Here is a 24,850-nt window from a genome sequence, read left to right as displayed (position 1 = left end):
AAATTTTATTATGCTAATTTCACCAACTAGCGCCCAATAAAAAACGCTAAAACTCCGTAGAAATTTAGCATTTGCTCTTAATAACCAGTTTGATTGTTCATTTAGCTACAGCCCAACATACATTTACCAAGCCGTTCGATTACCCATCAATACTTCGGGGTTATGATTACTTAACACGATCGCACGGCCTTGCTTGGTAAAGGTTAATCCCTCAAATTCCCGTTTTGAAGCCAGCCGGGTCCAACGAACTTGCCGTGACGTCAGATGTCCCTTCCCAGCCAACTTGCTAATCGGCAAACTAGCTATAGAACCATCTGCGACCAAATACAACCGATTCGTGTGTGGGTTATACCCCATACTTTGAACGTGACTACCGGGTCCGTGTTTCAAGACCTGATGGGTTAACCGAAAGTGAACGTGGTGCCGACTAACTGATCCTTGATAGATGTAAACTGTCTGGGATGTTGGTCGACTCCAAAAGTACGCCCGTCCTCGCCGATCAAAGGCTAACACATGCCCACCAGGTACGGCAAAATGCCACGTCTTTAATCGAAATCGAATCTGGTAGCGCGTTTTTAACGTTTTCGGATTAATTTGGTTAATATAACCATATTGATTAATCGGCGTTGCTGCCTTCTTTTCCCGATCGCACCACAGATATAATTGATGATTGTGCCCATTATAGGCCAAAGATTGGCCGTGTCCTGTCACAAACGCCGGACCGACTTTGACAGCGGCCTGCGCAGCCAATTTAGCTCCCACATGGGCCAAGTAAATGGTCTGCAGTTGCGTCGCCGATAAGCCGGTTTGCTTGAGCTTTTGCAAATCATACCGCACAATCCGACCGCGATTATGCCATGCCGTCGGACAATACAAGACGTATAGGTAACGCCCTGAAGTTGTGACACTTTGCGGATTTCCCCATGCCTGACCGTGATACCCTGGTAATGGCAGTTGGTACCACGTCTTGAATGTCACCGCCGCACCCCGGGATGATTTCATGATATTTCGTCCGTGTGGATGCGCCGCATGGGCATATTTTTTAGGTGCCGTCACATAATGCACCTGTCGATCATTGAGTGTCCGCTTGCGGCCAACACTGAGGGCCGACGACTTCTGATGATAAGTTTTAGCGGTCGCCACACTCAATGGACTGACGGTTAAGCACACCGTAGCTAACACAATCAACCACCGCTGTAACCTGAACATAACAGTCCCCTTCTTATCCTAACCTAGTTATCTTTAGTGTAACGCAAAATAAAAGCCACGCACCAAATAATCCGGTACGTGGCTCATCATTAATTCACTTAAATAACTTCTCGGGTAAATGGGTCCTTGGAAATACCTTCATCCAAAATCGCTTTACACCATTCCTTAGCGGAGAATAAGCTGTGGTCGCGGTAATTACCACAACTGTACTTATCTGTGCCTTGAACGTCCTTCCATTCCGTATCGTAAGCAATCCGATGCAAGGAAGCCTTCAATGCTTTAGCCACTTCTTCTGTCGATTGTTCACCCCAAGTAATCAAATGGAAGCCCGTCCGACACCCAAACGGTGAACAGTCAATGACACCGCTCATTTCATCACGGAGATATCCCGCTAATAAATGCTCGATGGTATGTAATCCGGCCGTCGGAATCGCGTTTTCATTTGGTTGGACGAGTCGTAAATCAAAATTCGAGATCACGTCACCCTTCGTCCCAGTTTCTCGCGTAATTAACCGAACATATGGTGCTTTAACGGCGGTGTGGTCTAACGTAAAACTTTCAACTTTTGCCATTATTGCCAACTCCTTTGTTATGATAGATGCTCATGGACCGCTAAGTTAGCGATTACATCTTTACTTTACACCTAAACGCCCCATCACGGCTACTATTCCCTCAGATAGCCAACTGGCGCCGTAGAAAATCAACAATCAACGTCACAATCTCTGGCTGCATAAATTGTTCATCCATGTGTTGTGCATGCTCAAGTTCAATTAAATCGGCCGTTACCTCTTTTGCCGTTAAGCACTGGTAAAATTGGCGGCTATCTTCAATAGGGACCACTTCATCATCCGTACCATGTAACAGTAAAAAGGGCACCGTCGTCGCCGTTACAAAGTGTTGGGGATCAGCCTGAGCCACCAAGTCGGCATGTGTCTCTGGATCGGCGCCTAAAATATTTCGATAAACGAAATCAAAATCGTTCGTGCGACTCCCCTGTTTAGCCGATAATAAATTGACGACCCCATACCACGGTACTGCCGCTTGAACCTCACTGGTATAATCCAGATACTGGCCTTCGTCAAACTGAGACAGGCCATTCGTCACAGCAACCATACTAGCTAAATGGCCCCCAGCGGATTCGCCCATGACCACTATCCGATTCGGATCAATCTGATACGTGGCGGCATGCGCCTTCATATACCGAATGGCACTCTTCGCATCCACTAACGGTGCTGGCCAAATCGCCTGGTTACTATTGCGGTAGGCTACACTGACCACCACAAAACCCGCTCGCACAAAATCAACTAGGTTCGGCAAATGGACGTTGTGGTCAACTGCCATCCAGCCACCACCACCAAACCAAAAGATCACGGGTAACGCCTGATTAGCGTGTTCAAACGGCCGCATGACGGTTAACTTGAGATCTAACGTGGCGTGTCCTAGCCATCCCGGAACCTGAGCATAGGTCACATCGGTATCCTGCCAGAGGCCACTACGCGTCGGTGTAACTTGAATCGTCTTTTTCAACTGAAACATCCTCCCCAAAAACAACTTATTCGACCGATAAAGAAACCGGTTACGAAATTAATCTCAGTGTACCATGCCGCCAAAGTGGCACCAAGCACTTGGCCTAAAAAAGCACTGATGACCGCGTCATCAGTGCTCGTCAGTTGCCTTTTGGGCAAGTGTTTGCCGTAGTTGCCAAATGTGCCAACCGATAATTAAGATACTAACATCACCCAAAATCGTCCCAACCCCAATTAATAAATTGCCGGTAGTCGTGACCATCAAGCCAGCGGTCCCAGTGAATCGCGCCAGTAATGCCAATAACGTAGTAATCCACAAGCTCCCCAATACCGCCGGGAACCAGGACGTGACATGCCGTCGGTGATGCCACCACGTGAAACCCGTCACCACTAAGGCAAACCCCACTAATACTAGACTGCCACCGCCACGCGGAAAGTACACGAGTCCACGCGCTGGGACGGTCTTAGCAGCAATGCCCATCGCAACCAGTAGCACAACCACAATGGCAAGCCAGCTTAAGACCCGCCGTCTCAGCGTTGCCTGCCGGGTAACGCCCAGACCAACCACCATAGCAATGACAAACAGACCAAATTGCACGGCCACCAACAACCCTTGTAATGGTATTGCCGGTAAGATAATGGCTGGCAGAATGCCGCTAGAAATGAAAATCAACACGGGCACCAGTAAATCCCAAGTCAACCATTGCGGCTTGGTTCGCGCCGGTTGTCCCATCTTGGCAGCCACTGTCTCCGGATCACCGCCATAAAATTGGGCCGCAGTCTGTTGGGCCGATTGCGCCACGATTAGACTTGGCAATAATTCCCGTAAGTGTTGTTGTAGCGTCGCCTCATCTTTAAATTTAGGTTGTTGTCGTAGCGCCACCACTAACGCATCCCAGTAGGCTTGGTTTTGTGGTGATAATTGTTGCCGTAAAGCAGCATTTTGCGCCGTCACGGTCAGATGTTCTGTCACACTCATCGCGCCTTTCTCTTTCCTTGTTAACTTCATCATAGAAAATTGCTGACTAAAACGCCACTAATTTCTCTAATCAATCATCGAATGACCATACCCAGACTAAAACCGCCAAAGGCCAATAAGAGACCACCAATAACGCTAGCACTCAGGTAGCCCAGCATCGCTAGATATCGCCGTTGGTCAGCTAACATCACTAATTCATGGCTAAAGGTCGAATACGTGGTAAACCCACCCAAGACGCCAGTACCAACTAATACCATCGTTGTTTGATCCCAATGCCATCCCGTAATTAATCCCAGAATCAAACAGCCCAACCAATTAATCAAGAGCGTTGCTAATGGCCACTGATTGCCATACAGTGACTGAACTAAGCGCGTCAGTCCATAACGGCCTAATGCCCCCACAGCCGCGCCTAATCCAGCCACCACAACCATCACTCTTCCTCCACGCGGAAGGTCCACCACCGCCGCGCTGTCCAGACACCTAACCAACTGCACAATAAGCCTCCTAGTAAAGTGGCTGACAGGTAGGCAGCAGCTATCCCCCAATGCTGCCCATTAAGTAAGCGAACTGTCTCGACGCTAAAGGTTGAGAAGGTCGTAAACGCACCAACGCCACCAACCCCTAGACCAATCGTTACTGCTTCTGGCCAGTGTGCCGTGAGGCGCTTGGCATGGGATAGCCACGCTAACACGCCACAACCCACTAAATTAATCAGTAAGGTTGCCCACGGAAACCCAGTGGTTGCCGGCATGGCCTGCCCCACTAAATAACGACTACTGCCGCCAATAAATGCAAAAATCATAATCGAAAATCCCTTTGCCACAGTGTACGCTCCTCTCAAAAATGCCTATTTATTATACCAAAAAAGCCGCCATCTCGGCGACTTTTCACAATAATCAGTGGGTTTTAACAACTAAGTCTAAAGCTGATTGCAGCCGGGCTTGCTGTTCAGCAGTCAACGACTCATCGACCACACACTGCTTGACGTTTTCGGCCACAACCACACCCATCATCCGCTCAACGCCTGATCGGACGGCGGCCAATTGCGTTAGGATTTCTTGACAATCGCGGCCTTCATCAACCATTTTTAGAATTCCTTGCAGTTGACCATCGGCCCGACGCAAGCGATTCTTTAATTGATTCGCCGTGGTTTGAACCATTACGCCGTTACCTCGGTAAGCTTTTCATCCAGATACTTCTTCAGTGCAGCCTTGGGGTGAAAACCAACGACCTTCTCCGTTGGCATCCCGTTTTTAAAAATCACTAACGATGGAATGCTCATAATTCCCAGTGATTGTGCCAGTTCTTGATTCTGGTCAACATCAAGTGAAGCAAACTTAACTTGATCACCATACGCCTGATCTAGATCCTCTAAGACCGGGGTCTGCATCTTACATGGCCCACACCAATCGGCCCAAAAGTCGACAACCGTAACGGCTGTATCGTCACCAATATGTTCAAATTCCTTGCTTGTAATTGCTTGCATTTGGCTAAATCCCCCTAAAAAGATATTCAATACCCGCAGTATACCCCAAGGGGTATTTTCTGTCACTCTTTTTAAACTAAAAAAAGGCCGGCATTCACACGCCAGCCGACTTTATTCATTTTAATCCGTTTCCGTTGCTTCTGAATCTGGATCAATCCCAGCCGTTAAGCGTGGGTGGTTATTCCCTCGCTTAACTTCCTTTTCAACTGCCTGTTGTGCAACTAAATTCAAGTAGTTAAATGGATCATCAAAGTTTGGGTTGAATAGCATATCAACGAATGCTAAATCATCAATCGTATTGCGATTTTGAATTGCAATCGAAATCGCATTAGCCGATTGCGCCACTTCATGCTCACTGAAGAGTTGAGCGCCTAGAATCCGACGATTTTGCCGGTTATAAACCAAATTAATCGTCAAGTCATCTGTCGTTGGCATATAAGTTGGCCGCCAAGTTCCTTCAAACGTGACTTGGTCGGCATCCATTCCGGCTTCTTTGGCATGATCAATCGTGAGTCCCGTTGAGGCCAACGTGTGACCGAAGATGTTCATCGCTGAAGTCGCTTGGGTCCCCATATACCGTTGAATGTTGCCAAAAACATTGATCCCGGCTAACATCCCTTGCCGAACCGCATTGGTTGCCAATGGTGTGTAAGCTGGCTTGCCAGTTGGGTTAAAGTTAACAACACTCGCATCCCCACAAGCAAAAATATCTGGATTAGACGTTTGGACATAATCGTTAATAATGATGGCCCCGTGACGGTCCATTTCAACTTGTCCTCGCAGTAATTCCGTGTTAGGAACAAAACCCGTGCAGACAACTGCTAAATCAGCTACGTAGTCGCCGTCATTCGTTTCAATCACCAATTCGCCATTATCATTACCCGTAAATGAAGTGACTCGGTGATTCAACGACACCTGAACGCCCTGTTTTTTAAGCATATCTACAATCCGATCAGATAAGCTCTTATCAACATAATGGTTCAAGATAATATCGCGGGATTGAAATAATTGGACGTCGTGACCCGTCCGAGCATAGCTTTCTGCCAATTCCGTTCCAATATACCCTGCACCAATAATGGCAATTCGTTTGTTCCCTTTAGCCGCTTCATTAATCGCTACTGCTTGTTCATAGTTCTTGCATAGCATGACCTTATCTTCATCAATACCGAAGATTGGGGGAACTGTCACCGTTGACCCCGTTGCCATAATCAGTTTGTCGTAAGTGTCCGTTGAAACGTCACCGTTTTCCATATTTACGACATCAACCGTCTTCTCTGCCGAATCGATCTTGATGACATTGCGCCGGGTTAATACCTTCGCACCGGCCGCTTCCAACTGCTCAGGTGAAGAATAGAACATGTCCTCGAGATGCTTAACCTGACCATCCAAGAATAGAGAAATCCCACAAGACAAGAACGACACGTTATCATGTCGCTCATAAATAGTCACGTCGGTTTCCGGATGATCGCGTAAAATTTGTAACGCTGCATTAGTACCAGCGTGTGTACTACCAACAATGATGACTTTCATGTTTACCCTCCTGTATGAAAAACAATTCTATGGTTAGTCTACTTGAAAGTTAGTGAAAGATAAATGACTTTGTCTTAAAAAATAGCGCAGCACAGCCGTTTTACTCACACTTTTATTAAAATGGCTATAATTCGTGCAATTGGCACTAATGTTTTTGTGTATATTTGATCATGTTAATCGTCAGCCCAATTGTGACAGATTGCATCAGTCTAGCGAATTGGGCCCTGCCACTTGAATGGTTTAATTCCGTTAGTGCACAACTGTCTAAGCCTATAACTTATATGAGTTATGTTTTTTCTCATGATCTTAGCTTAATTATCTGCAAGTGACTTCCCTTGGTAAATCCCAATTTAGCCCCATTTTCGTGTATTTGACCTTAGGTTCATTGGTAGCCGAACTCGTCAGCTAATTCCTCTAGCCATTTTTAGTAAAGAGTTACAATTTGCTTGTGCATTAGAAGGGAAGCGACTATGATACCGGTAGTTAGTTCGTGATACGTTCTGACCTTAAGCACTGTGATAGATGATAGGAATCACTGTCTATAGATGCACTCCCCCCAAAACAAGTGATTTATTAACAGATTCCTAATAAGGCCCTGAGTAATCCGCATGTTACTCAGGGCCCTTTCTATGTCAAAAAACGCATGACTGATCTCAAGAAAGCTAGCTGTCATGCGTTTTATACTGATTACTCATTGTCCGTCAATCAGTTGTTTGTGTCGCCAGTTGCTTAACTTTTATGCAACCATCTGCTGAGTCCTAACTTGCAGACGATCCCGGTAACTGGCTAGGTAGCAGGCCCGGTTCTGTAGCTATCTTCGCGTTTACTAATGCCCCATGCTTAGTTGCTTTAATGGTCAGATAATCACACGATTGCGGGCCATGTTTATTATCATTAAATTTATAAAACCAATCAATTGCACCTAATTCAGTTAGGAGGTACACTACAAGCAAGTTAGTGGTAACCAACGCTTGCCATTAGCGATGTTGACTCAATTCATAATACACTTATTTGCGAGCAGTCTAATGCACTCCCCCAAAGTACTTGATTCCTGCTCGTAACCCCCTCAAGCCACGACCTTATCGTGGCTTTTTTATTAGTCCAGTATCTGAATACCAACGCCAATCAACCCAGGACCGGTGTGCACCCCTAGGGCCGGAGAAACATCACCTGCGTACCACTTTAAGACATTGGGGTGGGCCGCTTGGAGTTTTTCCAGAACCGCCTGGCGTAACTCAGGGTCCGCACCGTCACAGACAGCCACATTCACCCGCTTAGCTGTTCCAATTGTTGTTGCCACTAAATCTAGTAATTTAGTAATGGTTCGCTTTTCTCCCCGAACCTTCGCAATCGGGTAATAAACGCCTTCAGGATCGCAAGAAATGATGGGCTTAACATTCAACAATGTCCCAGCCATACCAGCTACACGTCCAATTCGACCACCAGCTTGCAGATACTTCAGGCTAGGGACATAGAAGAACACTTTCGTTTGCGCTGTCACCCGCTCAACCTCCGCTACAATCTGTTCAAAGGTTTTCCCCTGTTCGCGCAATTCAGCCGCGTAAATAGCCGCAAATCCACTGCCGATCCCGACACTACGCGTATTCACCACGTGCACAGTAAGTGGTGAATCCTCAGCTAAGAGTTGCGTCTCCTGATACGTTCCCGACAATGCAGCCGAGATACAGACCGCAATCACATGTGTATACCCCGACGCCTGAATCCGTTCTAGGGCATCTAAAATCCGTTTGCCAGTGGGACTCGCCGTTGTGGCCTTCTCTGTAGCCTGTCGCCGGTAAAATTCGGTTGGGGTAATCGTAACCCGGTCTTCATATACGCGATCACGAAAGACTACATTCATGGGCATCAGAGCCATGTCGGCTGCCTCAAGAACCTCAGCGGGAACGTCTGAACACGAATCCACTAGGATAGCGATTTTTTCTGTTTTCATAGTAGTTACCTCATTTCTCCTAGTAACGGTTTTTGATGTTGAGGATATTATAACGCAATCATCTGGTTTTGAAAACTAGATGATCTATTGTTCATACTAGAAAATAATTCTTTGATTAGCGTCTAAGCCATGAGCGACCGCCCCCTAGCGATCCCTAATCATCTGAAAATTTTTATTATCCCCATTTTAGCGAAATCGAATTGAATCATAACGTTAAAACAATGAATTTGTTTAGTAACTATCTTTAAGGCGTAGCTGGGTTCCAAATACTAAAGTTGATCTACCAAACATGGAAACGGCACCACACTTTTCTCAAGTACTAGCCTAAACTTCACTAGCCAATCTAAGAGATCATCTTTTCATATAAAAATATTTTTGGTAAGCCAAAAATTATTACCAGTGTGGTTGACTTTACGGCAAAATAGCCTATACTTACGGGTGGAATTAAAACGCGCACTGAGCGTTGGTCACGGTTTTTTTGCCATTATTCGCACTAACAATGCCAACGTTGACTCGCGTTTACCCGGAAAGGCAGATGTCACTCGACAACCTGAATTTCTAAGCCAATAGAAAAGAGGGATTTTATGAAAAATCATGAAACCGATACGAAAACCAAGCACCATATGATCGAATCAACCGGTAGCGGTCAAAAGAGTTTAGATGAAGTCAATGGGACTGTAGAGGTCCCCCAAAACGCCGGATTTTGGCGCACACTGATGGCCTACACTGGACCCGGTGCTTTAATTGCCGTGGGTTATATGGACCCTGGTAACTGGATTACGTCAATTGCCGGTGGGGCTCAGTATAAGTACACTTTGCTGACCGTGGTCCTGCTCTCTAGTTTAGTTGCCATGCTACTACAAGCCATGTCTGCCCGACTGGGGATTGTCACTGGTAAGGATTTGGCGCAACTCACCCGGGAACATACGGGTAAGCGCACCGGCTTTGCATTATGGATTATTACTGAGCTGGCAATTATGGCCACCGATATTGCTGAAATTATTGGGTCGGCCATCGCGTTAAAGCTCCTGTTCGGGTTCCCGTTAATTGTCGGGATTATCATTACCGCGATGGATGTCTTAGTCCTATTGGTCTTAATGAAACTCGGTTTCCGCAAAATTGAAGCCATTGTGGCAACATTAGTCGCCGTGATTCTCTTTGTCTTCTTATATGAAGTCATTCTGGCTCAGCCACACATGGGTGAAGTGCTTAAGGGCTACTTGCCATCCAGCACGGTAGTTACCAACCACGGTATGCTCTACCTGTCACTCGGGATTGTTGGGGCGACCGTCATGCCGCATGACTTGTACTTGGGGTCTTCAATTTCGCAAACGCGAAGCTTCGACCGCAAGAATCGCAAGAGTGTGGCCCAAGCAATTAAATTCACGACGATTGATTCAAACATTCAACTAACACTAGCTTTCGTCGTTAATAGCTTGCTATTAATCTTAGGGGCAGCCCTATTCTTCGGTACCAACAGTGACTTAGGTCGATTCGTCGACTTGTTCAACGCCTTAAGCGACAGTCAAATTGTCGGTGCCATTGCCAGTCCCATGCTGAGTATGCTGTTCGCGTTAGCCTTGCTATCGTCTGGACAAAGCTCGACCATCACGGGAACCCTGGCTGGTCAAATCATCATGGAAGGGTTCATTAACCTGAAGATGCCACTATGGGCTCAACGGTTAATCACCCGGCTACTCTCCGTAACCCCCGTGATTATCTTTGCCATTATTTACCACGGTAATGAAGCCAAGATTGAAGACCTACTGACCTTCTCTCAAGTGTTCTTGAGTATTGCGTTACCATTTGCGATGATTCCACTCGTTATCTTTACCAGCAGTAAGAAGCTGATGGGTGAGTTTGCAAACCGAACTTGGAGTAAGATCCTCGGTTGGATTATTGCGGTCATCTTAATTATTCTAAATATTTATCTGATTTTAAATACCTTACACATCGTTCAATAGCTTATGAGTCCAGCCATTCTGGTTGGACTTTTTTTATACCATCCAGGGTATGACAAATGGGATGATCTAGTCGACTATCGACTAAATCATCCCATTTTTTAGATATTTAATTAAGCGCGTTGACCACCGTCAACCGTAAATTCGGCACCGTTGGCAAATCGTGATTCATCGCTACCAAGGTAAACACAAACTTCACCGATATCTTGTGGTTGCCCCATGTGACCAACTGGAATCGTCGCAATAATCTGTTGACGAGCGGCTTCCGGTACAATCGAAGTATCAATCCACCCGGGATGAACCGAGTTAACCCGAATGTCAATGCCCCGTTGCGCCAGGTTCAGGGCCGTCGCGTGAGTTAACAAGCGACTCCCCCCTTTACTAGCAGAGTACGCTGGGGCCATCGGCAAACCAACTAAGCCCGCGACAGAAGACACATTGATGATGGAACCTTTGGCATCTGCCGTCTGCTTCATTGCCTTAATGGCGGCCTTTTCGCCCAAGAAGTTAGCCGTCAAGTTGACGTCAATGACCTTCTGCCAATCAGCTAAGTCCAAGTCCTCAATAGCCGTATTAACGCCACCAATTCCGGCATTGTTCACGAGAATATCCACCCGGCCAAATTTGGCAATGGTGGCATCAATCACCTTTTGCCAGTCAGCTTCTTTGGACACATCCTGTTGAACAAACAGACTGACATCGTCACCAAACTTGGCAACGGCCGCATGCCCGCCATCCACATTATGGTTAGCGGTTACCACAACTTTAGCGCCTTCACGCACATAACATTCAGCGATGCCTAACCCAATACCAGCAACGCCGCCGGTAATAATTGCCACTTTATCTTTCAAACGATCTGTCATCATCTATCACCCTTTCAATTCATTCTTGTTCAGGGTATCACATTGCGGTGAGAAAATGAAAGAATTTGCCTTGATTGTCGAATATAGCAGGTTTCACTCCAATAGGATTGAACAGCCCGTTCGCTAACCGTCCCTTGCTAAGCAATTGCAGTCAACTAAGCGTTGTCTACCTATCCCACCGTAAAATGATATTATTGATAAAAACACTATTAACCAGCTATTAAGGGAGGCCACCCTCATGGACATAGAGGAGATATATACACCATTAAACCGAACACTTCTAATCTCATTACACCCAGAGTACGTCAGCGCTATTATGAATCAGACCAAAATAATCGAGTACCGAAAGCGTTTTTTCAAAGACGCATTCCAGGCATTCGTCTGCACAACAGGCCCCAACGGCGGCATCGAACTTTTCATTGACTGTGACGCCCCAATTATTTCAAATGCTAGCAATTTAGCAACTATTGGTAGCTTGCTTCAAAATGATGACTATACCGAAATACACGATTACTTTAGCGACAATAATTCTGGCTTTATTATTCCAATAAAGTCTGCCGTATCTTTCCCAAAGATACCACGTAAGCACTTACTGAATGAATTTTCAAATTTCGTTGTCCCACAATCCTATCTCTTCTTAGACGATCCTAAAAAAGCCGATCTGCTCAAATTTCTCCTATCTATTTCATACAAAGATCATTGGACTTTGAACTGGGAAGACAAGTACAACAGTATCTCCCAGATCATTCAGTAGTGCTTCAATCGGTAATCATAGAAAAAAGCACACGATTGCCCGTGTGCTTCTTACCTAGACCAGCTGTACCGATTTAATTCGGTTGTACTCATCCATATATTCTTTGGCATTTCTGGTGACACCCGCAAAGTCATCATCGGCCGCTGGGGCAGTGAGGCCCCCGCCAGCACCAACCACTGCGGCCCCCGCAGCAAACCAATCTTCCATATTTTGGACATTGACGCCACCCGATGGCATCACATTCAAGTATGGGAATGGCCCGTGGTACTCTTTAATCGCCATCGTGCCAGCCATGGCGCCTGGGAATAATTTCACCACTTCAGACCCAAACTTCAAAGCCGTTTGAGCTTCCGTAATCGTATACGTTCCGGGAACATACGGCACTTGGTAAAGGTTGCACATCAGAGCCACATCTTTATCAAACGTGGGACTGACAATGAATTGCGCACCAGCAATAATCGCTAACCGGGCGGAGGTGGCATCTAACACCGTCCCGGCACCAACAACGACTGCGCTTCCAGCATACTTGTCGACCAACTCACCAATAACGGTATCAGCATGGGGCACACTATACGTTAACTCCAATCCCGTAACGCCACCGGCAATGACCGCATCCGCCACTTTCACGGCCTTAGTGGGGGTCTCTGCACGAATAACCGCAATCACACCGGTATCAATCATTTTATTTAATAATTCCGCTCGTTTCATTAGATAATCTCCTTCTGCTAACTTAATGCCGCCTGGGCTGCATAAAATTGGGCCAATTCACGCGGCGTTGGATACCCATCGTTATCTCCTGGTGACGTAACCGCCAAGGCGCCAATGGCACAACCACGTTTCACGGACTCGGACAGTGTGTGACCCTCAATCAAACTAGAAATTAGCCCCACGGCAAAGCCATCCCCGGCCCCAACCGTATCGACGACGGAAGCCACATGGAAGCCCGTAACCACTTCTTGGTGGCCATCACGTTGCTTAATCAACGCACCGTCAGGCCCCAGCTTCACAATCACGGCTTGAGTCACGTCACTCTGTTGCAGATAAAAGTCCGCAATTTCATTAGGATCACGCGACCCCATCAAGATTTCACCTTCACCAATTCCCGGCATAACGATATTCGCTTGTCGGGCCAACTCATTGGTTGTATCAATCATTTGTTGGCGACTGGCCCATAATGCCGGTCGTAAATTGGGATCAAACGTGACCAAGATCTGTCGTGCCAGCAATCGTTGCGTTAAGTCCTTCAAAACGGTCAAGTCATTGGCTGATAGTGCCGCAAAGATGCCCGATAGATGAGCCACCTTGACGCCGGTAAAATCAATGCGATCCAAGTTCTTCTGATCAAAGTTAGCTGCGGCCGAATTTTTACGAAAATAATATGTTGCTGGGTCGCCTTGACTGACCCGTTGTTTCAAGTAAAATCCCGTCCAAAAATGGTTACTCTGGCTGAGATACCGCGTGTTGATACCTGCTTTGGCAATCGCCTTCGTAATATATTGGCCAAATGGATCAGCCCCCACCGCGGAAATGTAATCGACGGAATGGCCTAACCGGGAAACGCCAATGGCCACGTTCAACTCAGCACCCGCTAAGAACTTATGAAAGCACTGGGCGTCAACTAGGTTAGCATCTAGGTCCTCAGCCGCGAAGACGGCCATTGGTTCACCAATCGTTAAAAATTCAGCCATAATTCATCACTTTCCTTACCTCAAATTTACTATTTAGCTGGGGTTGGGGTCTGCGCCGCTGCTGAGTGCGCCACGGTAACCTTGCCCTTTTTGACTAATCGACGGTAATACCACATGGTCACAATTGGTGTCAGAATAGCTGAAACTAACACGCTGGTCGCAACAATAGCCGTTGCGGAACCCGCCGTTGATTTAAACGCCGGATTCATCTGGGCAATCACGATAGGAACCGACACAGCGGCGCCAGCAGTCGATGAGGCGGCCCAGCCAGCCAAACCATCTGATCGAACGACGTAACGATCGAGTAAGTATAAAACGTATCCGGAAACAAAGACGACCAAGACCCCTACAAGAATGCCCACTAAACCTGATTGTAAAATCATGTCTAGGTTCAAACTATACCCAATGGTGAAGGCAAAGAATGGAACCAGTCCGCCTTGGAGGGGACTAAACAGGTCGCGCATGTCGTGATCTAACCCACCAACAATCATGCCTAACACAAATGGGACTAACGTTGAGACCAATGCCGGCCAGGGAAATGCGCCAATACCAGCTAGCCCCAAAGTAATCATCGTAAAGAAGGGCCCCGATTGAATGCTGAAGAAGGGATAAGCCGCGACATCAACATCTCGATTAGGAATTGTCGTCATTAAAGCGACATACAGCCCACCATTAGAAGCGTTGAAAGCGGCCAAGACGGCCAGCACTGACAATCCGGTAAAGACCCCGGTAGTCACCCCTTCCTTAGGCAAAATCATATTTAATCCCACCGCAATTAAAGCGGCTAGAATGACTTTACCAAGAAGAAGCGTGACCCCTTTGGCCGCAATTTTCCCAGAAGATTTCAAGTTAATATTTGTGCCAACTGCAAAGAAGAAAATAAAGAGAATGACCGACGTGCCAACCATATACGATCCGGTCACCCCAGTTAGGGCAACATCTGCTTTTGGCCAGATAGTGTGAATAATTGCGCCAATGACCAGCGGAACAACCATCATGCCACCAGGTATTTTTTCAATATTCTTTTTGATTTTCATCATATCTACCTGCACATTTCATTTTTTGAAAGATTTTTCACAAATTTGGCAAAAATAAATACAGAGTCAATGCTCTGCATCCATTTTTTAGTTGTTAACGAACTAAGTAGCCCCCATCAACCGGGATAATGGCACCATTGATATAGTTAGCCGCGTTGCTTGCCAGATAAACTGAAATACCCATTAGTTCGTAAGGTTCACCCCAGTGACCGGCAGCAATCCGACCCAAAATTTCATCATTACGGGCCTTGTCTGCACGAATTGGTGCCGTATTTGCGGTTTTAATATAACCGGGGGCAATCGCATTAACCTGAACGTTATAGGCTGCCATTTCGCTCGCAAACGCCTTAGTCAGACCAGCAACACCATGCTTAGCCGCTGTATAAGATGGAATGAATTTCCCACCTTGGAACGATAACATGGACCCAATATTGATAATCTTGCCGGATTTTTGCTTCGCGAACTCTTTAGAAGCCGCCAATGACATATGATAAACTGCCGACAGGTTAATCGCGATTACCTGATCCCAATCCTTATCCTTGGATTCTAGGATTGGGTTACGCTTAATCATCCCAGCGTTGTTAACCAAAATATCAATATGACCGAAGACGTCCATCGCCTTGGCGACAACCTTTTCAGCAATGCCATCTTCCGTCAAATCTGCTTGCATGAATTCAACCTTACGCCCACGCTTCTCAATTAATGCCCGCGTATCATCCCAACCTTCTTTACCAAAAGTCGGGATAAATATGTCAGCCCCAGCTTCAGCCATCGCAACCGCATAACCTTGGCCCAGACCAGTGTTCCCACCGGAAATAATCGCCACTTTACCAACCAAGCTAAACCAATCCATTTTGAACTGATTCAATGATTCTTGATTATGTTCAATCTCTTCACGGGACTGTGCCATAACGACATTCCTCCTTTAGTTAACGTAACTGATGCATATCAACCGCATCCATATCATCGTAAGTCTGGTTTTCACCACACATTGCCCAAATGAAGGCATAGTTCGTTGTCCCAACCCCACAGTGAATCGAGTAACTTGGGTTAACAACGGCTTGCTCTGGTTCCAACCAAATGTGCTTGGTATTTTCTGGCGTTCCCATGAAGTGGGCAACTCGAGTATCGTCAGCGCCAAATTCAATGTAGAGGTACGTTTCCATTCGCCGAGCATGGGTGTGCGCTGGCATCGTATTCCAAGAGTTCCCTGGTTCCAATACGGTGTATCCCATTTGTAACTGGCAGGTATCCATAATGGAGGCGTCGATATACTTATGAATGGTCCGCTTGTTCATATGCTCTTGATCACCCATTGGCATCGCAATCGAGTCTTTATACGCCAATTTCTTCGTGGGATAAGCACGGTGGGCTGGTGTCGATACGACATAAAACTTGGCTGGATTCTCAGCATCCACGGACTCAAACTTAATTTCTTTAGTTCCCATGCTAATGTAATAGCCATCATGGGGGGCGATTGTATCTTCATGACCGTCAATCGTGACTTTACCATCACCACCGATATTGATGAAGCCCAGTTCACGACGTTCTAAGAAGTACTTAACCCCTAGCTCTTTATCTAATTTGATTTCAAGTGGTTGATCGGTTGGCGTCACACCACCAAAGATCATCCGGTCGTTATAAGTATAGGTCAGTAAGATATCACCCGGATTAAAAATCTTTTCCATTAAGAACTGATCACGTAATTCATCCGTATTGTAATGATCAATATCCTTAGGACTATGTGCATATTTCGTTACCATATTAAATGCCATGTGTGTTCCCTCCGGTTTTCTTATTTAGAAATCATATTTCCTTTTTGACAATTTCAATATATGCCCCTTCAGCAAAAAAATCAAGGGCCAACTAGCATGTTTTTAGAAAACGTTTTCAAGAATCCCGTTGTAGCAGGGTTTAGTCCATACTTTATTTTTTCTTTATTGGACATATCATTTCCTATCGCTCAACACATTACAAATTAATTTTTTTGAGTCACTCCGAACAATTGAAAGCCGCCAAGCACGGCATTAATAATGCGATGGCATTTTGTGCACCATCTGGCAATATTGACCTAGCCGATAATTGCTGTAATACTTACAGAGCTAAGACGTTAGGAGATAATACGATGAATTCAAAAAAGATTCACATTGACCCGCAGGAATTTGCCTATCACTTTGTTGACTCAATCAGTAAAGGTGACGTATCCAAGGCAAATATGCAGACTAAGGCAAAAGAACAGCTATTCGCATACTTAACTGCCTATGTTTTAATTGAACAATTCAATACATCTGAAGCTAGCGAATTCCTCGATGATGCCAGTAAGAAAGTCGAAGACCTGTCGATGAAAGAATTTCTACGGTTGGTTTCACAACGCTCGGACTTTAGTCCCTTAAAAAAATAATTTTTCCGACACAAAAACACTGATCTCATCAATGATTGGCTTCACAATTGATGGTTAATCAGTGCTTTTTTAATTTGACAGATTGAATTGTAAGCGATTACGATAAGCGTGCTTTTAAAAAAGTGGAGGTGTTTTTCATGAATAAACAACAGATTGTTCTCAATACACTCGTTTTTAACCAACAGCACCTGGCTGGCGAATCACAACTTAACATGCTACAACGGATCGTTCATTTGGGAATTGCCCAAGCAGAGGTTCGCCGCGAATTTTTCTCTGATCCACTCAAAGAGGCGCCTGCAATTAAGGACTTTGTCCGCGAAAACCACTTAACGTTATTTTATAGTGTTCCGGAAAAAATCTTTGATTCCGCTGGGACACTTAACCCCAATCTCCCTACATATTTTGCTGAGGCCCAAGCCATGGGGGTTCACGCCCTCAAAATGAATATTGGTCATTTTGCAGCATTTACTGGTGATCTAACAACGGCTTTATCCCCCTATGCTAACTCAGAAGTTGAATTTAACGTTGAAAATGACCAGACAATTGCTAACGGAAGTTCTCAAAATATTCTCACTTTCCTAACTGCCGCCAACGCCGCTGGTGTTAATATTCAATTTGTTTTTGACTTAGGTAACTGGCGATTCGTTAATGAAGACGAGTTGGTCGTGGCCGATAAGCTCAGCGAATTTACCCGCTATATCCACGTTAAAAATGTTCAACTTAAATCATCGGGTGCAGCCACGGTGGTTGCCTTAGACCGTGGTATTATCGACTGGCAGCAGGCACTTCAAAAGCTACCAAATGATGTTCCCGTCGCCTTAGAGTATCCGGCTACAACTACTGAAATCCAACATGGTATTGCGCTTCTGAGCGATTATCACTAGCGCTCGGCTCACCAATTTTGGCACTTCTAGCGTCTTCATAACGCTTCCATTTACTTTTAATCGCAAAATGCGTAATATTAGGTCATAAGCATTTCTTATTCGGAAATTATGGAGTGAACCAGTATGCCAGAAACCAAATTATATGGTACGGTCCTTGTACGGGCAAAAGAAATCATGGACTTTATTGCACAATCAGAAACTAATCCCACTTTGAAAGAAATCAGTCAGGGGATCGATATGACCAGCTCGACGGTGTTAAAGATTTTAACGACCCTGGATGTTCTCGGGTTCGTTACCCGAACTGGCGATGGTAAAAACTATCAGTTAGGCATGGAACTTTTTCGCTATGGTCAACGGGTTGCCGAAGATTTCGATATTCGTGATATGGCTCGTGGTCCCCTTTCAAAATTACGCGATCAGACTTCAGAAACCATTAACTTGGGGGTCATTGCCCATCATCAAGTAACGCTAGTGGAAAAGTACGAAAGCCCCCAAAGTGTCAATCTCAAATCACATATCGGCGGTAGTATGAACCTTTATTCTTCTTCCATGGGTAAAGCGATGCTTGCAACTCTGGATGACAGTGCGCTCGCGGATTATTTAGATCAGGTACGACCACTACAACAGATTGGTCCCAATACGATTACGTCAGAGACTGCTTTGAAACAAGATCTCACGCGTATTCGTCAACGCGGTTACTCGATTGATAATGAGGAAAACGAACCCGACGTGTATTGTATTGGATTTGCCTTAGTCAAGGCTAATCACCTATATGGCGCCTTTTCAATCACCACACCGAAATATCGCATGTCGCCAGAGCGGCAAGCCACTTTTATTGACCTTGCTAAAATCGCGCAGGCCAGTATTGTGCAATCCCTATAACGTCAAAAAAAGCCGCCAGCACTTTTATGCTAGCGGCTTTTTTACTCGCTAAAACTTATGTGGCAGAACTAATCCGCCGGCTTCATTATCATTAGGATGCTCACGTTTAACCACTAACTCTTGGTTAACAAAGCTGGAGATCCCCGTCTGACCCAATTCGCGGCCAAAACCAGATCTCTTCACACCGCCAAATTCTAGTTCTGGTAAGGAACTGAAGAACGTATTGACAAAGACCATGCCTGTTTCAATTCGTGAAGCCAATTCAGCACCAGCTTCTGCACTACCCGCAAAGACAATGCCACCTAAGCCGTAGTCCGCATCATTTGCCAAAGCCACTGCTTCGTCATCATCAGCGACCTTGTAGACCTGGGCGACCGGTCCAAACATTTCTTTACCATAGGCGGGGTTATCTTTGGTGATGTCCGTCAAAATCGTTGGCATAAAGAATTGCCCGTCACTGTCAATCGGTTCATGAACGTAATAGGCGGTTGCACCGTTCGTCAATGCCTCATCAACTTGCTTCTGTAACTTTTCTTTTGCCTTACGTGAATTCATCGGCGCCAAGGTTGTTTTGGGATCCATCGGGTCACCCATCTTAACGGAAGCAAAGGCTGCCTTTAAGGATTCTAGGAATTCATCATAGTGGTTAGCGGTAACGATAAAGCGCTTAGATGACGTGCAGACTTGCCCAGCATTATATAACCGTGCCCGAGGCGCAATTGCCTTAACATCGTCCATATTGGCATCGTGAGCGACGATGAACGCATCTACCCCACCAAGCTCCATTGTTGTCTTTTTCAAATGCTTACCAGCCTCTTCGGCTACGGCAACACCACCACGTTCTGAACCGGTTAAAGCGACACCTTGAACCCGTTTATCAGCCACCACCGTTGATACTTGATCATAGGATAAGAACAAGTTCTTTAGCGCACCGGCCGGCGCACCAGCGCGCTTGACTGCGTCTTCAAACGCCAAAGCCGCAGCTGGCGTGATTGCCGCATGCTTATACACAATCGGATCGCCAACCGCAAAGTTAGGCGCGAAGATCCGCATCATTTGGTAGTATGGGAAATTCCATGGCTCGATGGCCATCAATACACCCAACGGATGATTCTCAAGCTGTGCGTCACCGGAAATTGACTCAATTTTCCGTGGTTTTAATAAATCTTCAGCGTGCTCTGCGTAGTAGTCCGCAATCATCGCACATAATTGGACTTCACCCTGCGCTTCAACGAATAGTTTGCCCATCTCTGTGGTCAACACTTTCGCCAGATCGTCCGTTTCATCGCGGAAAATTTGTGCTAATTTCCGCAACACGGGAATCCGACTGCTAACTGGGTCATTACGCCATTGTTTATAAAGTTTTTGTGCTTGTGCCAGACTCGCTTCAATCTCGTCAGCGGTCGCATTTTCATAGGTCTTTACCACTTCATTCGTATAAGGATTGGTCGTTTGATATGCCATCGTTTATTTCCTCCTTAATGGGGCCCGCCAGTTTCACAAGATGCCCCTTACAGACATGACTATACTAGTCAAATCGCCCAAATACCACCGTTTTGTTTGTGATAATTAGTTCAAATAATTAGTGAAACTAGCTTATTTAACCGTTTTCAACCGGTTGCATTTTGGCAAAAATAAACCACAAAAAAAGTTGTCAGTTTCCTGACAACTCGTTTTGACTAACTTAACTTCCAACGGTCCAAAATACCATTGAATAATCGATTAGCGGTGGTAATTTGGTCCAAGACCGTCCGCGGACTCGCCGTGAAGTTATCATTGGCCCATTTATTAATGATGCCTAACGCCCCAGCAGCAATAAACTCTGCCGACGTTTCAATCACATCTTCTTTTAAATAACGATACTCTGGCATTGCGTGAAGCAAAATGGATAATCGTGCTGCCACAAATTCATTCGTTGATTGCCGCCAAACCCCATCATCATAAGGGTAAGCATTTAAGAAAATCTTTGAATTATCAGCGATCCGTTCCAGTAATTGAATTACTGCTGGACGCCAATTCTCTAAGGTCAAGGCAACTGGTTGTTCGCGTCGAGGTGACTCCACTATGAAGTGCTCGTATACAAATGCCAGTAGTTCATACTTATCGGCGAAATAGTAATAAAACGTCTTTCGATGAACTTCAGCCTCGTCCGCAATTTCACGAACCGTGATCTTATCAAACGTATTGTGGTTCAGCAACGAAGCCAAGGCCTCCGCAATCCGCTCCTTAGTTTCTGATGCAGCCATCGTGATACCTCCAATCATTCATACACCATCGTATATTTAGCGTTAAAAACCACTAGTTTCCCCCCAGAAGCTAGTAATCTTAACTAACGTCCTAAGCTGACTAAAATTATACGCGTTTCAGCGAGAGAAGAAACCCCTTTTGTGAAAAAACTCGTTTAATCATTGACCGATTATGCATGTTGATAATCGTCTTTATCGGCCCTTGAACAGCCTTGATTATAGCACAATTAGCCCCAAAATTGTGCCATAGTTTTGCACACAATTAATTATTATTTCCCAAACTTAATATTTTTCCTTAAGCCAGCGGAACTTGCTCATAACCAGCCGCTAAGCTGCCTTCTAATTGCAACAGCGCTCGCTTACGGTCCAAGCCGCCGGCATACCCCGTTAATGCCCCATCGCTCGCCACTACCCGATGACAGGGAATCACTAGACTAATCGGATTATGTCCAACTGCCCCGCCAATAGCTTGGCCCCCGACAAAGTGGCCTAACTGCTCGCTAAGTTGGGTCGCTAACTGACCATAAGTCAGCACCGTACCATAAGGAATTTCCCGTAATTGCTGCCAGACCGCTTGGCGAAACGGCGTTCCCTGTGGACGGACTGGAAAATCAATGGCTGGCTGATCACCCGCAAAATAGGCATCCAGCCACGTTTGCACCCGGGTAAAAATCGGTCGGTCACTAATAACCGTTAGTTTAGGCAAGGTGCTACCATAATACTTTTGATCGGTAAACCACAGGCCCATCAAGGATAGCCCATCTGACATCGCGGTAACTGGCCCTAGTGGCGTCGTTAATTGCTTTTGTAGCATCCCGCTCCCCCCCCTTTTTCTCTGTATTTTACCATTAAACCGCCACTGGAACAAAATCAAACCGTAAGCGTAAATTAATCTCAACTACGCGTAATAAGCCTGTTTGCCGACCGTGTACAGATTATAAACTGCCCGACCATCATTAATTATTGAGTTCAGTATCCCCCTCTATCGGTGCTAAAGACCATCACAAATCTCCTCCTAATTAAACACCAAAAAGCCCCTCGAAAATCTGTTTGATTTCGAGGGGCTGATCTTTACAATTAATCGTATCGATATTGCTTCTATTCTGTTAGTTTTTTTAGTGATACAGATCGAAACGGCCTTTAGCTAACGTCGTGCTCAAGTGCGCACTTTCCATCAGTGAACGGTCGGTAATGACCTTCTTCAAGGCTGAGGCTAGGTAACCGTGCACCTTTTTATTGCTACTGAAGATTTCACCAATCCCGTCACGATCGCTCAAGGAAGCAACCGTACCGCTGGATTTGTAAACAAATGGACGGGTCTCATGACCACGTAACATCAGGCCAATGTTCTTGGCCGCATGCGCCCCACAAGCCAGTGCAATCTGGGCAGTCGTTGGATATGGTCGATTACTTTGCGGGTCCATCACTGCGGCAACGTCACCAATCACGTAAACTTCTGGATGGCCTTCTAGACTCAAATCGTCCTTGACCACTACCCGGTTTCGTCGTTGTTCAAAACCAGAATCAGCCATCACGTGTGAGCCACTGACCCCCACCGTCCAGACAATGGTATTAGCAGCAACTTCATGCTCCTGTTCATCATCCGTGTTCTTGTCCTTGTAGACCACTGCCCCCGGTTTGATTTCCGTAATGGCTGCGCCTAACTTCATTTCGATATTGTGCTTTGCCATAAATTTCATGGCGTAATCTGCCAAGGATTTATCAAACATTGGCAAAATGGTCTTACCCATTTCTAAGCAGATAACTTTAAATGCCGGCGTATTGTACCGCGTTTGGAGCTTTGGTAACGATTGGCTTAATTCACCCAACAGTTCAATTCCCGTAAAGCCGGCCCCACACACTGCGATCGTTAAGTCATTCGGATCTTGACTTTCAGCATAACCCTTAGCCTTGGCTTCAATATGTTGATAAACCGTCTCTGACGTCTGCAAGTCATCCATTGGCAAGGCATTTTCAACCGCACCCTTTAAGCCAAAGGTTTCGGATTGAAAGCCTAACGCCAGGATTAGATAATCATACGTGATTGGATCATGATCGACCAGTGTAACCTGCTTGCTGTCCACGTCCACATTAGTCACTTCATCTTGAATAAATGTGACCCGCTTGCCAATAACATCATTAATTTCATAAGTGATCCGATCAGGTGCAATTGTTCCTGCGGCCACCTCGTGTAAATTGGTTTTTTCCGTGTGCGTGCTCGTCTTGTCGACCAGAATAATCTGATCGTCACTTGGAACCTCCCGCTGTAAGAACTTGATGGCCCGCATGCCTGCATAACCGCCACCGAGAACTAAAATCGTTGCCATAATAAACGACCCCTTTTCTAATAAAGTTCTTCTCACGTTCAATTAGTTCGCAACCGTTTAACCAGTTAACCGGTTACAATTTCGGCTAAGCACCACCACTCCCCCCATCGGAACTAGTGGGTGAACTAATTGCTAGAGATGATTTACTTCTATTATACGGCTTATCGGGTGAAAAACCAGTCTGAAAGCATCGTAATCTTTTTCACAAGACAACTGCACACAATTTAATTGCCGATTTAACAACGTCTCAGGCTGATTAAGTCACAATAGCTGACTTTATTTTTAAAAACCGTTATCGTATGGGTTAGTAAAGTTATTTTTGTATAGGAGGCTTTTTGGATGACAACATTAATTATTGGCGCCCATGGTCAAGTTGGCCAACACATCGTTAAGCAACTCGCAGCAACTGGGGAAACCGTCTATGGCGGTATTCGCAACGCTGAACAAGCCGATACGATCACGCAACTTGGTGGTCAACCACGGACCATTGATCTGTTAGGGACCGCTGAAGATATGGTGCCCGCTATGGCCGGTGTTGATACGGTCGTTTTTGCTGCTGGCTCTGGTGGCAGTACCGGTGATGACATGACGCTCAATATTGATTTGGATGGCGCTGTCAAGGCTATGCACGCCACTGAATTGGCTGATATCAAACGCTTCATTCTCATTAGCGCGCTCGGAACGGACGATCGCGCTTTCTGGAATCAATCCGGTATTCGACCATATTACGTTGCCAAATACTATGCCGACCAGTGGTTACGCCACCGAACAGACTTAGATTACACTATTTTGCGTCCAGGCGCTTTAACCAACGATGCCCCAACCGGTCAGATCTCATTAGATCCCGCCACCAGTGACACGAAAAAGATCACCCGTCGTGATGTCGCCGCTGCCGTGGTTGCCGTGGTCAAGCATCCCCAACCTAAACAAATTATTGAACTAGTCAATGGTAACACGCCTGTTGCCGAGGCCTTACGTTAGTCGCTTATTCGCATATAAACGTGTATGACTGACAGGAAAAATGGTACCCTCAGATAGTTAATTTCTGAGGGTACCATTTTTAATAGTCCGTTAACAGCACTACCATTATGCTAAAATAAATCTAACTAAAAAATCAGTAGCGGTC

At 45.8% G+C, this 24,850-nt stretch carries 26 protein-coding genes; 6 read left to right on the top strand and 20 right to left on the bottom strand.

Annotated elements, in window-relative coordinates; translation table 11 throughout:
• Positions 1-123: 123 nt before the first annotated feature.
• From ACP4IT_RS04640 to ACP4IT_RS04595, 10 genes are all read right to left on the bottom strand, one after another.
• Positions 124-1,209, bottom strand: coding sequence for a hypothetical protein (locus ACP4IT_RS04640; RefSeq protein ID WP_015473223.1), 1,086 nt, complete (start codon positions 1,207-1,209; stop codon positions 124-126).
• A gap of 98 nt (positions 1,210-1,307) precedes the next feature.
• Entirely contained in the window at positions 1,308-1,781 is a 474-nt protein-coding gene (locus ACP4IT_RS04635) for an S-ribosylhomocysteine lyase (protein WP_021742453.1), read from the bottom strand.
• Positions 1,782-1,881: 100 nt separating this feature from the next.
• Complete coding sequence (locus ACP4IT_RS04630; protein ID WP_082265133.1) at positions 1,882-2,736, bottom strand: alpha/beta hydrolase; 855 nt, start codon at positions 2,734-2,736, stop codon at positions 1,882-1,884.
• Between the two features lie 129 nt (positions 2,737-2,865).
• Complete coding sequence (locus ACP4IT_RS04625) at positions 2,866-3,714, bottom strand: hypothetical protein (protein WP_011667132.1); 849 nt, start codon at positions 3,712-3,714, stop codon at positions 2,866-2,868.
• A gap of 74 nt (positions 3,715-3,788) precedes the next feature.
• Entirely contained in the window at positions 3,789-4,145 is a 357-nt protein-coding gene (locus ACP4IT_RS04620; protein ID WP_011667131.1) for a fluoride efflux transporter FluC, read from the bottom strand.
• Entirely contained in the window at positions 4,145-4,537 is a 393-nt protein-coding gene (locus tag ACP4IT_RS04615; protein ID WP_011667130.1) for a fluoride efflux transporter FluC, read from the bottom strand. The genes ACP4IT_RS04620 and ACP4IT_RS04615 overlap by 1 nt, the downstream gene beginning before the upstream one ends.
• Before the next feature lie 73 nt (positions 4,538-4,610).
• Positions 4,611-4,874, bottom strand: coding sequence for a metal-sensitive transcriptional regulator (locus ACP4IT_RS04610; protein ID WP_011667129.1), 264 nt, complete (start codon positions 4,872-4,874; stop codon positions 4,611-4,613).
• On the bottom strand, positions 4,874-5,200 hold the full coding sequence (gene trxA, locus ACP4IT_RS04605) for a thioredoxin (protein ID WP_011667128.1): 327 nt from the start codon (positions 5,198-5,200) through the stop codon (positions 4,874-4,876). Before trxA ends, ACP4IT_RS04610 begins: the two co-directional genes overlap by 1 nt.
• Positions 5,201-5,320: 120 nt before the next feature.
• Entirely contained in the window at positions 5,321-6,730 is a 1,410-nt protein-coding gene (locus ACP4IT_RS04600) for an FAD-dependent oxidoreductase (RefSeq protein WP_011667127.1), read from the bottom strand.
• 1,096 nt (positions 6,731-7,826) lie between these two features.
• Positions 7,827-8,681 carry a DegV family protein gene (locus ACP4IT_RS04595; protein ID WP_047021320.1) on the bottom strand — a complete coding sequence of 285 codons (855 nt, stop codon included), beginning with the start codon at positions 8,679-8,681 and terminating at the stop codon, positions 7,827-7,829.
• A gap of 584 nt (positions 8,682-9,265) precedes the next feature.
• On the opposite strand from ACP4IT_RS04595, the gene ACP4IT_RS04590 reads away from it, so the two are divergent.
• The gene (locus ACP4IT_RS04590; protein WP_011667125.1) at positions 9,266-10,645 is read left to right on the top strand and encodes an Nramp family divalent metal transporter; all 1,380 of its coding nucleotides are present in this window, start codon (positions 9,266-9,268) and stop codon (positions 10,643-10,645) included.
• Positions 10,646-10,755: 110 nt separating this feature from the next.
• Here the strand turns inward: ACP4IT_RS04590 and ACP4IT_RS04585 are convergent, their stop codons facing one another.
• Positions 10,756-11,505: a glucose 1-dehydrogenase gene (locus ACP4IT_RS04585; protein ID WP_024525804.1), complete on the bottom strand. Its 750-nt coding sequence runs from the start codon at positions 11,503-11,505 to the stop codon at positions 10,756-10,758.
• Positions 11,506-11,743: 238 nt separating this feature from the next.
• Between ACP4IT_RS04585 and ACP4IT_RS04580 the strand changes: the two genes are divergently transcribed.
• Positions 11,744-12,259 carry a hypothetical protein gene (locus ACP4IT_RS04580; protein ID WP_021742461.1) on the top strand — a complete coding sequence of 172 codons (516 nt, stop codon included), beginning with the start codon at positions 11,744-11,746 and terminating at the stop codon, positions 12,257-12,259.
• Positions 12,260-12,313: 54 nt separating this feature from the next.
• On the opposite strand, the gene ACP4IT_RS04575 is transcribed toward ACP4IT_RS04580, so the two are convergent.
• The 5 genes from ACP4IT_RS04575 to kduI all read right to left on the bottom strand — a co-directional run bounded on the left by ACP4IT_RS04575 (position 12,314) and on the right by kduI (position 16,759).
• Positions 12,314-12,967, bottom strand: coding sequence for a bifunctional 2-keto-4-hydroxyglutarate aldolase/2-keto-3-deoxy-6-phosphogluconate aldolase (locus ACP4IT_RS04575; RefSeq protein ID WP_015473211.1), 654 nt, complete (start codon positions 12,965-12,967; stop codon positions 12,314-12,316).
• A gap of 17 nt (positions 12,968-12,984) precedes the next feature.
• Positions 12,985-13,947, bottom strand: a complete 963-nt coding sequence (locus ACP4IT_RS04570) for a sugar kinase (RefSeq protein ID WP_082265132.1) — start codon at positions 13,945-13,947, stop codon at positions 12,985-12,987.
• Positions 13,948-13,976: 29 nt separating this feature from the next.
• A complete protein-coding gene (locus tag ACP4IT_RS04565) occupies positions 13,977-14,984 on the bottom strand; it encodes a 2-keto-3-deoxygluconate permease (RefSeq protein WP_024525807.1) in 1,008 nt (335 codons plus the stop codon).
• Positions 14,985-15,078: 94 nt separating this feature from the next.
• Positions 15,079-15,894: a 2-dehydro-3-deoxy-D-gluconate 5-dehydrogenase KduD gene (kduD, locus tag ACP4IT_RS04560; RefSeq protein ID WP_015473208.1), complete on the bottom strand. Its 816-nt coding sequence runs from the start codon at positions 15,892-15,894 to the stop codon at positions 15,079-15,081.
• 19 nt (positions 15,895-15,913) lie between these two features.
• A complete protein-coding gene (gene kduI / locus ACP4IT_RS04555; protein ID WP_043023314.1) occupies positions 15,914-16,759 on the bottom strand; it encodes a 5-dehydro-4-deoxy-D-glucuronate isomerase in 846 nt (281 codons plus the stop codon).
• A 350-nt stretch (positions 16,760-17,109) separates the two neighbouring features.
• On the opposite strand from kduI, the gene ACP4IT_RS04550 reads away from it, so the two are divergent.
• From ACP4IT_RS04550 to ACP4IT_RS04540, 3 genes are all read left to right on the top strand, one after another.
• Complete coding sequence (locus ACP4IT_RS04550; RefSeq protein ID WP_024525809.1) at positions 17,110-17,385, top strand: hypothetical protein; 276 nt, start codon at positions 17,110-17,112, stop codon at positions 17,383-17,385.
• Between the two features lie 137 nt (positions 17,386-17,522).
• Positions 17,523-18,269 (top strand): sugar phosphate isomerase, encoded by a 747-nt coding sequence (locus ACP4IT_RS04545; RefSeq protein ID WP_156646504.1) that lies wholly within the window; start codon positions 17,523-17,525, stop codon positions 18,267-18,269.
• Positions 18,270-18,392: 123 nt separating this feature from the next.
• The gene (locus ACP4IT_RS04540; protein WP_015473204.1) at positions 18,393-19,151 is read left to right on the top strand and encodes an IclR family transcriptional regulator; all 759 of its coding nucleotides are present in this window, start codon (positions 18,393-18,395) and stop codon (positions 19,149-19,151) included.
• Positions 19,152-19,199: 48 nt separating this feature from the next.
• On the opposite strand, the gene ACP4IT_RS04535 is transcribed toward ACP4IT_RS04540, so the two are convergent.
• The 4 genes from ACP4IT_RS04535 to ACP4IT_RS04520 form a co-directional block, all read right to left on the bottom strand.
• On the bottom strand, positions 19,200-20,615 hold the full coding sequence (locus ACP4IT_RS04535) for an NAD-dependent succinate-semialdehyde dehydrogenase (protein WP_426855194.1): 1,416 nt from the start codon (positions 20,613-20,615) through the stop codon (positions 19,200-19,202).
• Between the two features lie 215 nt (positions 20,616-20,830).
• Positions 20,831-21,397, bottom strand: a complete 567-nt coding sequence (locus ACP4IT_RS04530) for a TetR/AcrR family transcriptional regulator (RefSeq protein WP_041815112.1) — start codon at positions 21,395-21,397, stop codon at positions 20,831-20,833.
• Between the two features lie 295 nt (positions 21,398-21,692).
• Positions 21,693-22,211 (bottom strand): methylated-DNA--[protein]-cysteine S-methyltransferase, encoded by a 519-nt coding sequence (locus tag ACP4IT_RS04525; RefSeq protein ID WP_041815111.1) that lies wholly within the window; start codon positions 22,209-22,211, stop codon positions 21,693-21,695.
• A gap of 301 nt (positions 22,212-22,512) precedes the next feature.
• Positions 22,513-23,724, bottom strand: coding sequence for an NAD(P)/FAD-dependent oxidoreductase (locus ACP4IT_RS04520; RefSeq protein WP_156646506.1), 1,212 nt, complete (start codon positions 23,722-23,724; stop codon positions 22,513-22,515).
• Positions 23,725-24,063: 339 nt separating this feature from the next.
• Here ACP4IT_RS04520 and ACP4IT_RS04515 point away from each other — a divergent pair, with 339 nt between their 5' ends.
• Positions 24,064-24,705, top strand: a complete 642-nt coding sequence (locus ACP4IT_RS04515; protein WP_011667113.1) for an SDR family oxidoreductase — start codon at positions 24,064-24,066, stop codon at positions 24,703-24,705.
• Positions 24,706-24,850: the final 145 nt, after the last annotated feature.

Origin of the sequence: Levilactobacillus sp. LN180102, from assembly GCF_050106635.1 — a bacterium.
GTDB lineage: Bacteria > Bacillota > Bacilli > Lactobacillales > Lactobacillaceae > Levilactobacillus > Levilactobacillus brevis.
This window is presented reverse-complemented; position numbering and strand designations above follow the sequence as displayed.

Excerpts from the sequence above, each read along its gene's own strand:
- ACP4IT_RS04640 (WP_015473223.1), bottom strand. The coding sequence starts at position 1,209 with ATGTTCAGGTTACAGCGGTGGTTGATTGTGTTAGCTACGGTGTGCTTA.
- ACP4IT_RS04635 (WP_021742453.1), bottom strand. The coding sequence starts at position 1,781 with ATGGCAAAAGTTGAAAGTTTTACGTTAGACCACACCGCCGTTAAAGCA.
- ACP4IT_RS04625 (WP_011667132.1), bottom strand. The coding sequence starts at position 3,714 with ATGAGTGTGACAGAACATCTGACCGTGACGGCGCAAAATGCTGCTTTA.
- ACP4IT_RS04620 (WP_011667131.1), bottom strand. The coding sequence starts at position 4,145 with ATGGTTGTGGTGGCTGGATTAGGCGCGGCTGTGGGGGCATTAGGCCGT.
- ACP4IT_RS04610 (WP_011667129.1), bottom strand. The coding sequence starts at position 4,874 with ATGGTTCAAACCACGGCGAATCAATTAAAGAATCGCTTGCGTCGGGCC.
- trxA (WP_011667128.1), bottom strand. The coding sequence starts at position 5,200 with ATGCAAGCAATTACAAGCAAGGAATTTGAACATATTGGTGACGATACA.
- ACP4IT_RS04600 (WP_011667127.1), bottom strand. The coding sequence starts at position 6,730 with ATGAAAGTCATCATTGTTGGTAGTACACACGCTGGTACTAATGCAGCG.
- ACP4IT_RS04595 (WP_047021320.1), bottom strand. The coding sequence starts at position 8,681 with ATGAAAACAGAAAAAATCGCTATCCTAGTGGATTCGTGTTCAGACGTT.
- ACP4IT_RS04590 (WP_011667125.1), top strand. The coding sequence starts at position 9,266 with ATGAAAAATCATGAAACCGATACGAAAACCAAGCACCATATGATCGAA.
- ACP4IT_RS04585 (WP_024525804.1), bottom strand. The coding sequence starts at position 11,505 with ATGACAGATCGTTTGAAAGATAAAGTGGCAATTATTACCGGCGGCGTT.
- ACP4IT_RS04580 (WP_021742461.1), top strand. The coding sequence starts at position 11,744 with ATGGACATAGAGGAGATATATACACCATTAAACCGAACACTTCTAATC.
- ACP4IT_RS04575 (WP_015473211.1), bottom strand. The coding sequence starts at position 12,967 with ATGAAACGAGCGGAATTATTAAATAAAATGATTGATACCGGTGTGATT.
- ACP4IT_RS04570 (WP_082265132.1), bottom strand. The coding sequence starts at position 13,947 with ATGGCTGAATTTTTAACGATTGGTGAACCAATGGCCGTCTTCGCGGCT.
- ACP4IT_RS04565 (WP_024525807.1), bottom strand. The coding sequence starts at position 14,984 with ATGAAAATCAAAAAGAATATTGAAAAAATACCTGGTGGCATGATGGTT.
- kduD (WP_015473208.1), bottom strand. The coding sequence starts at position 15,894 with ATGGCACAGTCCCGTGAAGAGATTGAACATAATCAAGAATCATTGAAT.
- kduI (WP_043023314.1), bottom strand. The coding sequence starts at position 16,759 with ATGGCATTTAATATGGTAACGAAATATGCACATAGTCCTAAGGATATT.
- ACP4IT_RS04550 (WP_024525809.1), top strand. The coding sequence starts at position 17,110 with ATGAATTCAAAAAAGATTCACATTGACCCGCAGGAATTTGCCTATCAC.
- ACP4IT_RS04545 (WP_156646504.1), top strand. The coding sequence starts at position 17,523 with ATGAATAAACAACAGATTGTTCTCAATACACTCGTTTTTAACCAACAG.
- ACP4IT_RS04540 (WP_015473204.1), top strand. The coding sequence starts at position 18,393 with ATGCCAGAAACCAAATTATATGGTACGGTCCTTGTACGGGCAAAAGAA.
- ACP4IT_RS04535 (WP_426855194.1), bottom strand. The coding sequence starts at position 20,615 with ATGGCATATCAAACGACCAATCCTTATACGAATGAAGTGGTAAAGACC.
- ACP4IT_RS04530 (WP_041815112.1), bottom strand. The coding sequence starts at position 21,397 with ATGGCTGCATCAGAAACTAAGGAGCGGATTGCGGAGGCCTTGGCTTCG.
- ACP4IT_RS04525 (WP_041815111.1), bottom strand. The coding sequence starts at position 22,211 with ATGCTACAAAAGCAATTAACGACGCCACTAGGGCCAGTTACCGCGATG.
- ACP4IT_RS04520 (WP_156646506.1), bottom strand. The coding sequence starts at position 23,724 with ATGGCAACGATTTTAGTTCTCGGTGGCGGTTATGCAGGCATGCGGGCC.
- ACP4IT_RS04515 (WP_011667113.1), top strand. The coding sequence starts at position 24,064 with ATGACAACATTAATTATTGGCGCCCATGGTCAAGTTGGCCAACACATC.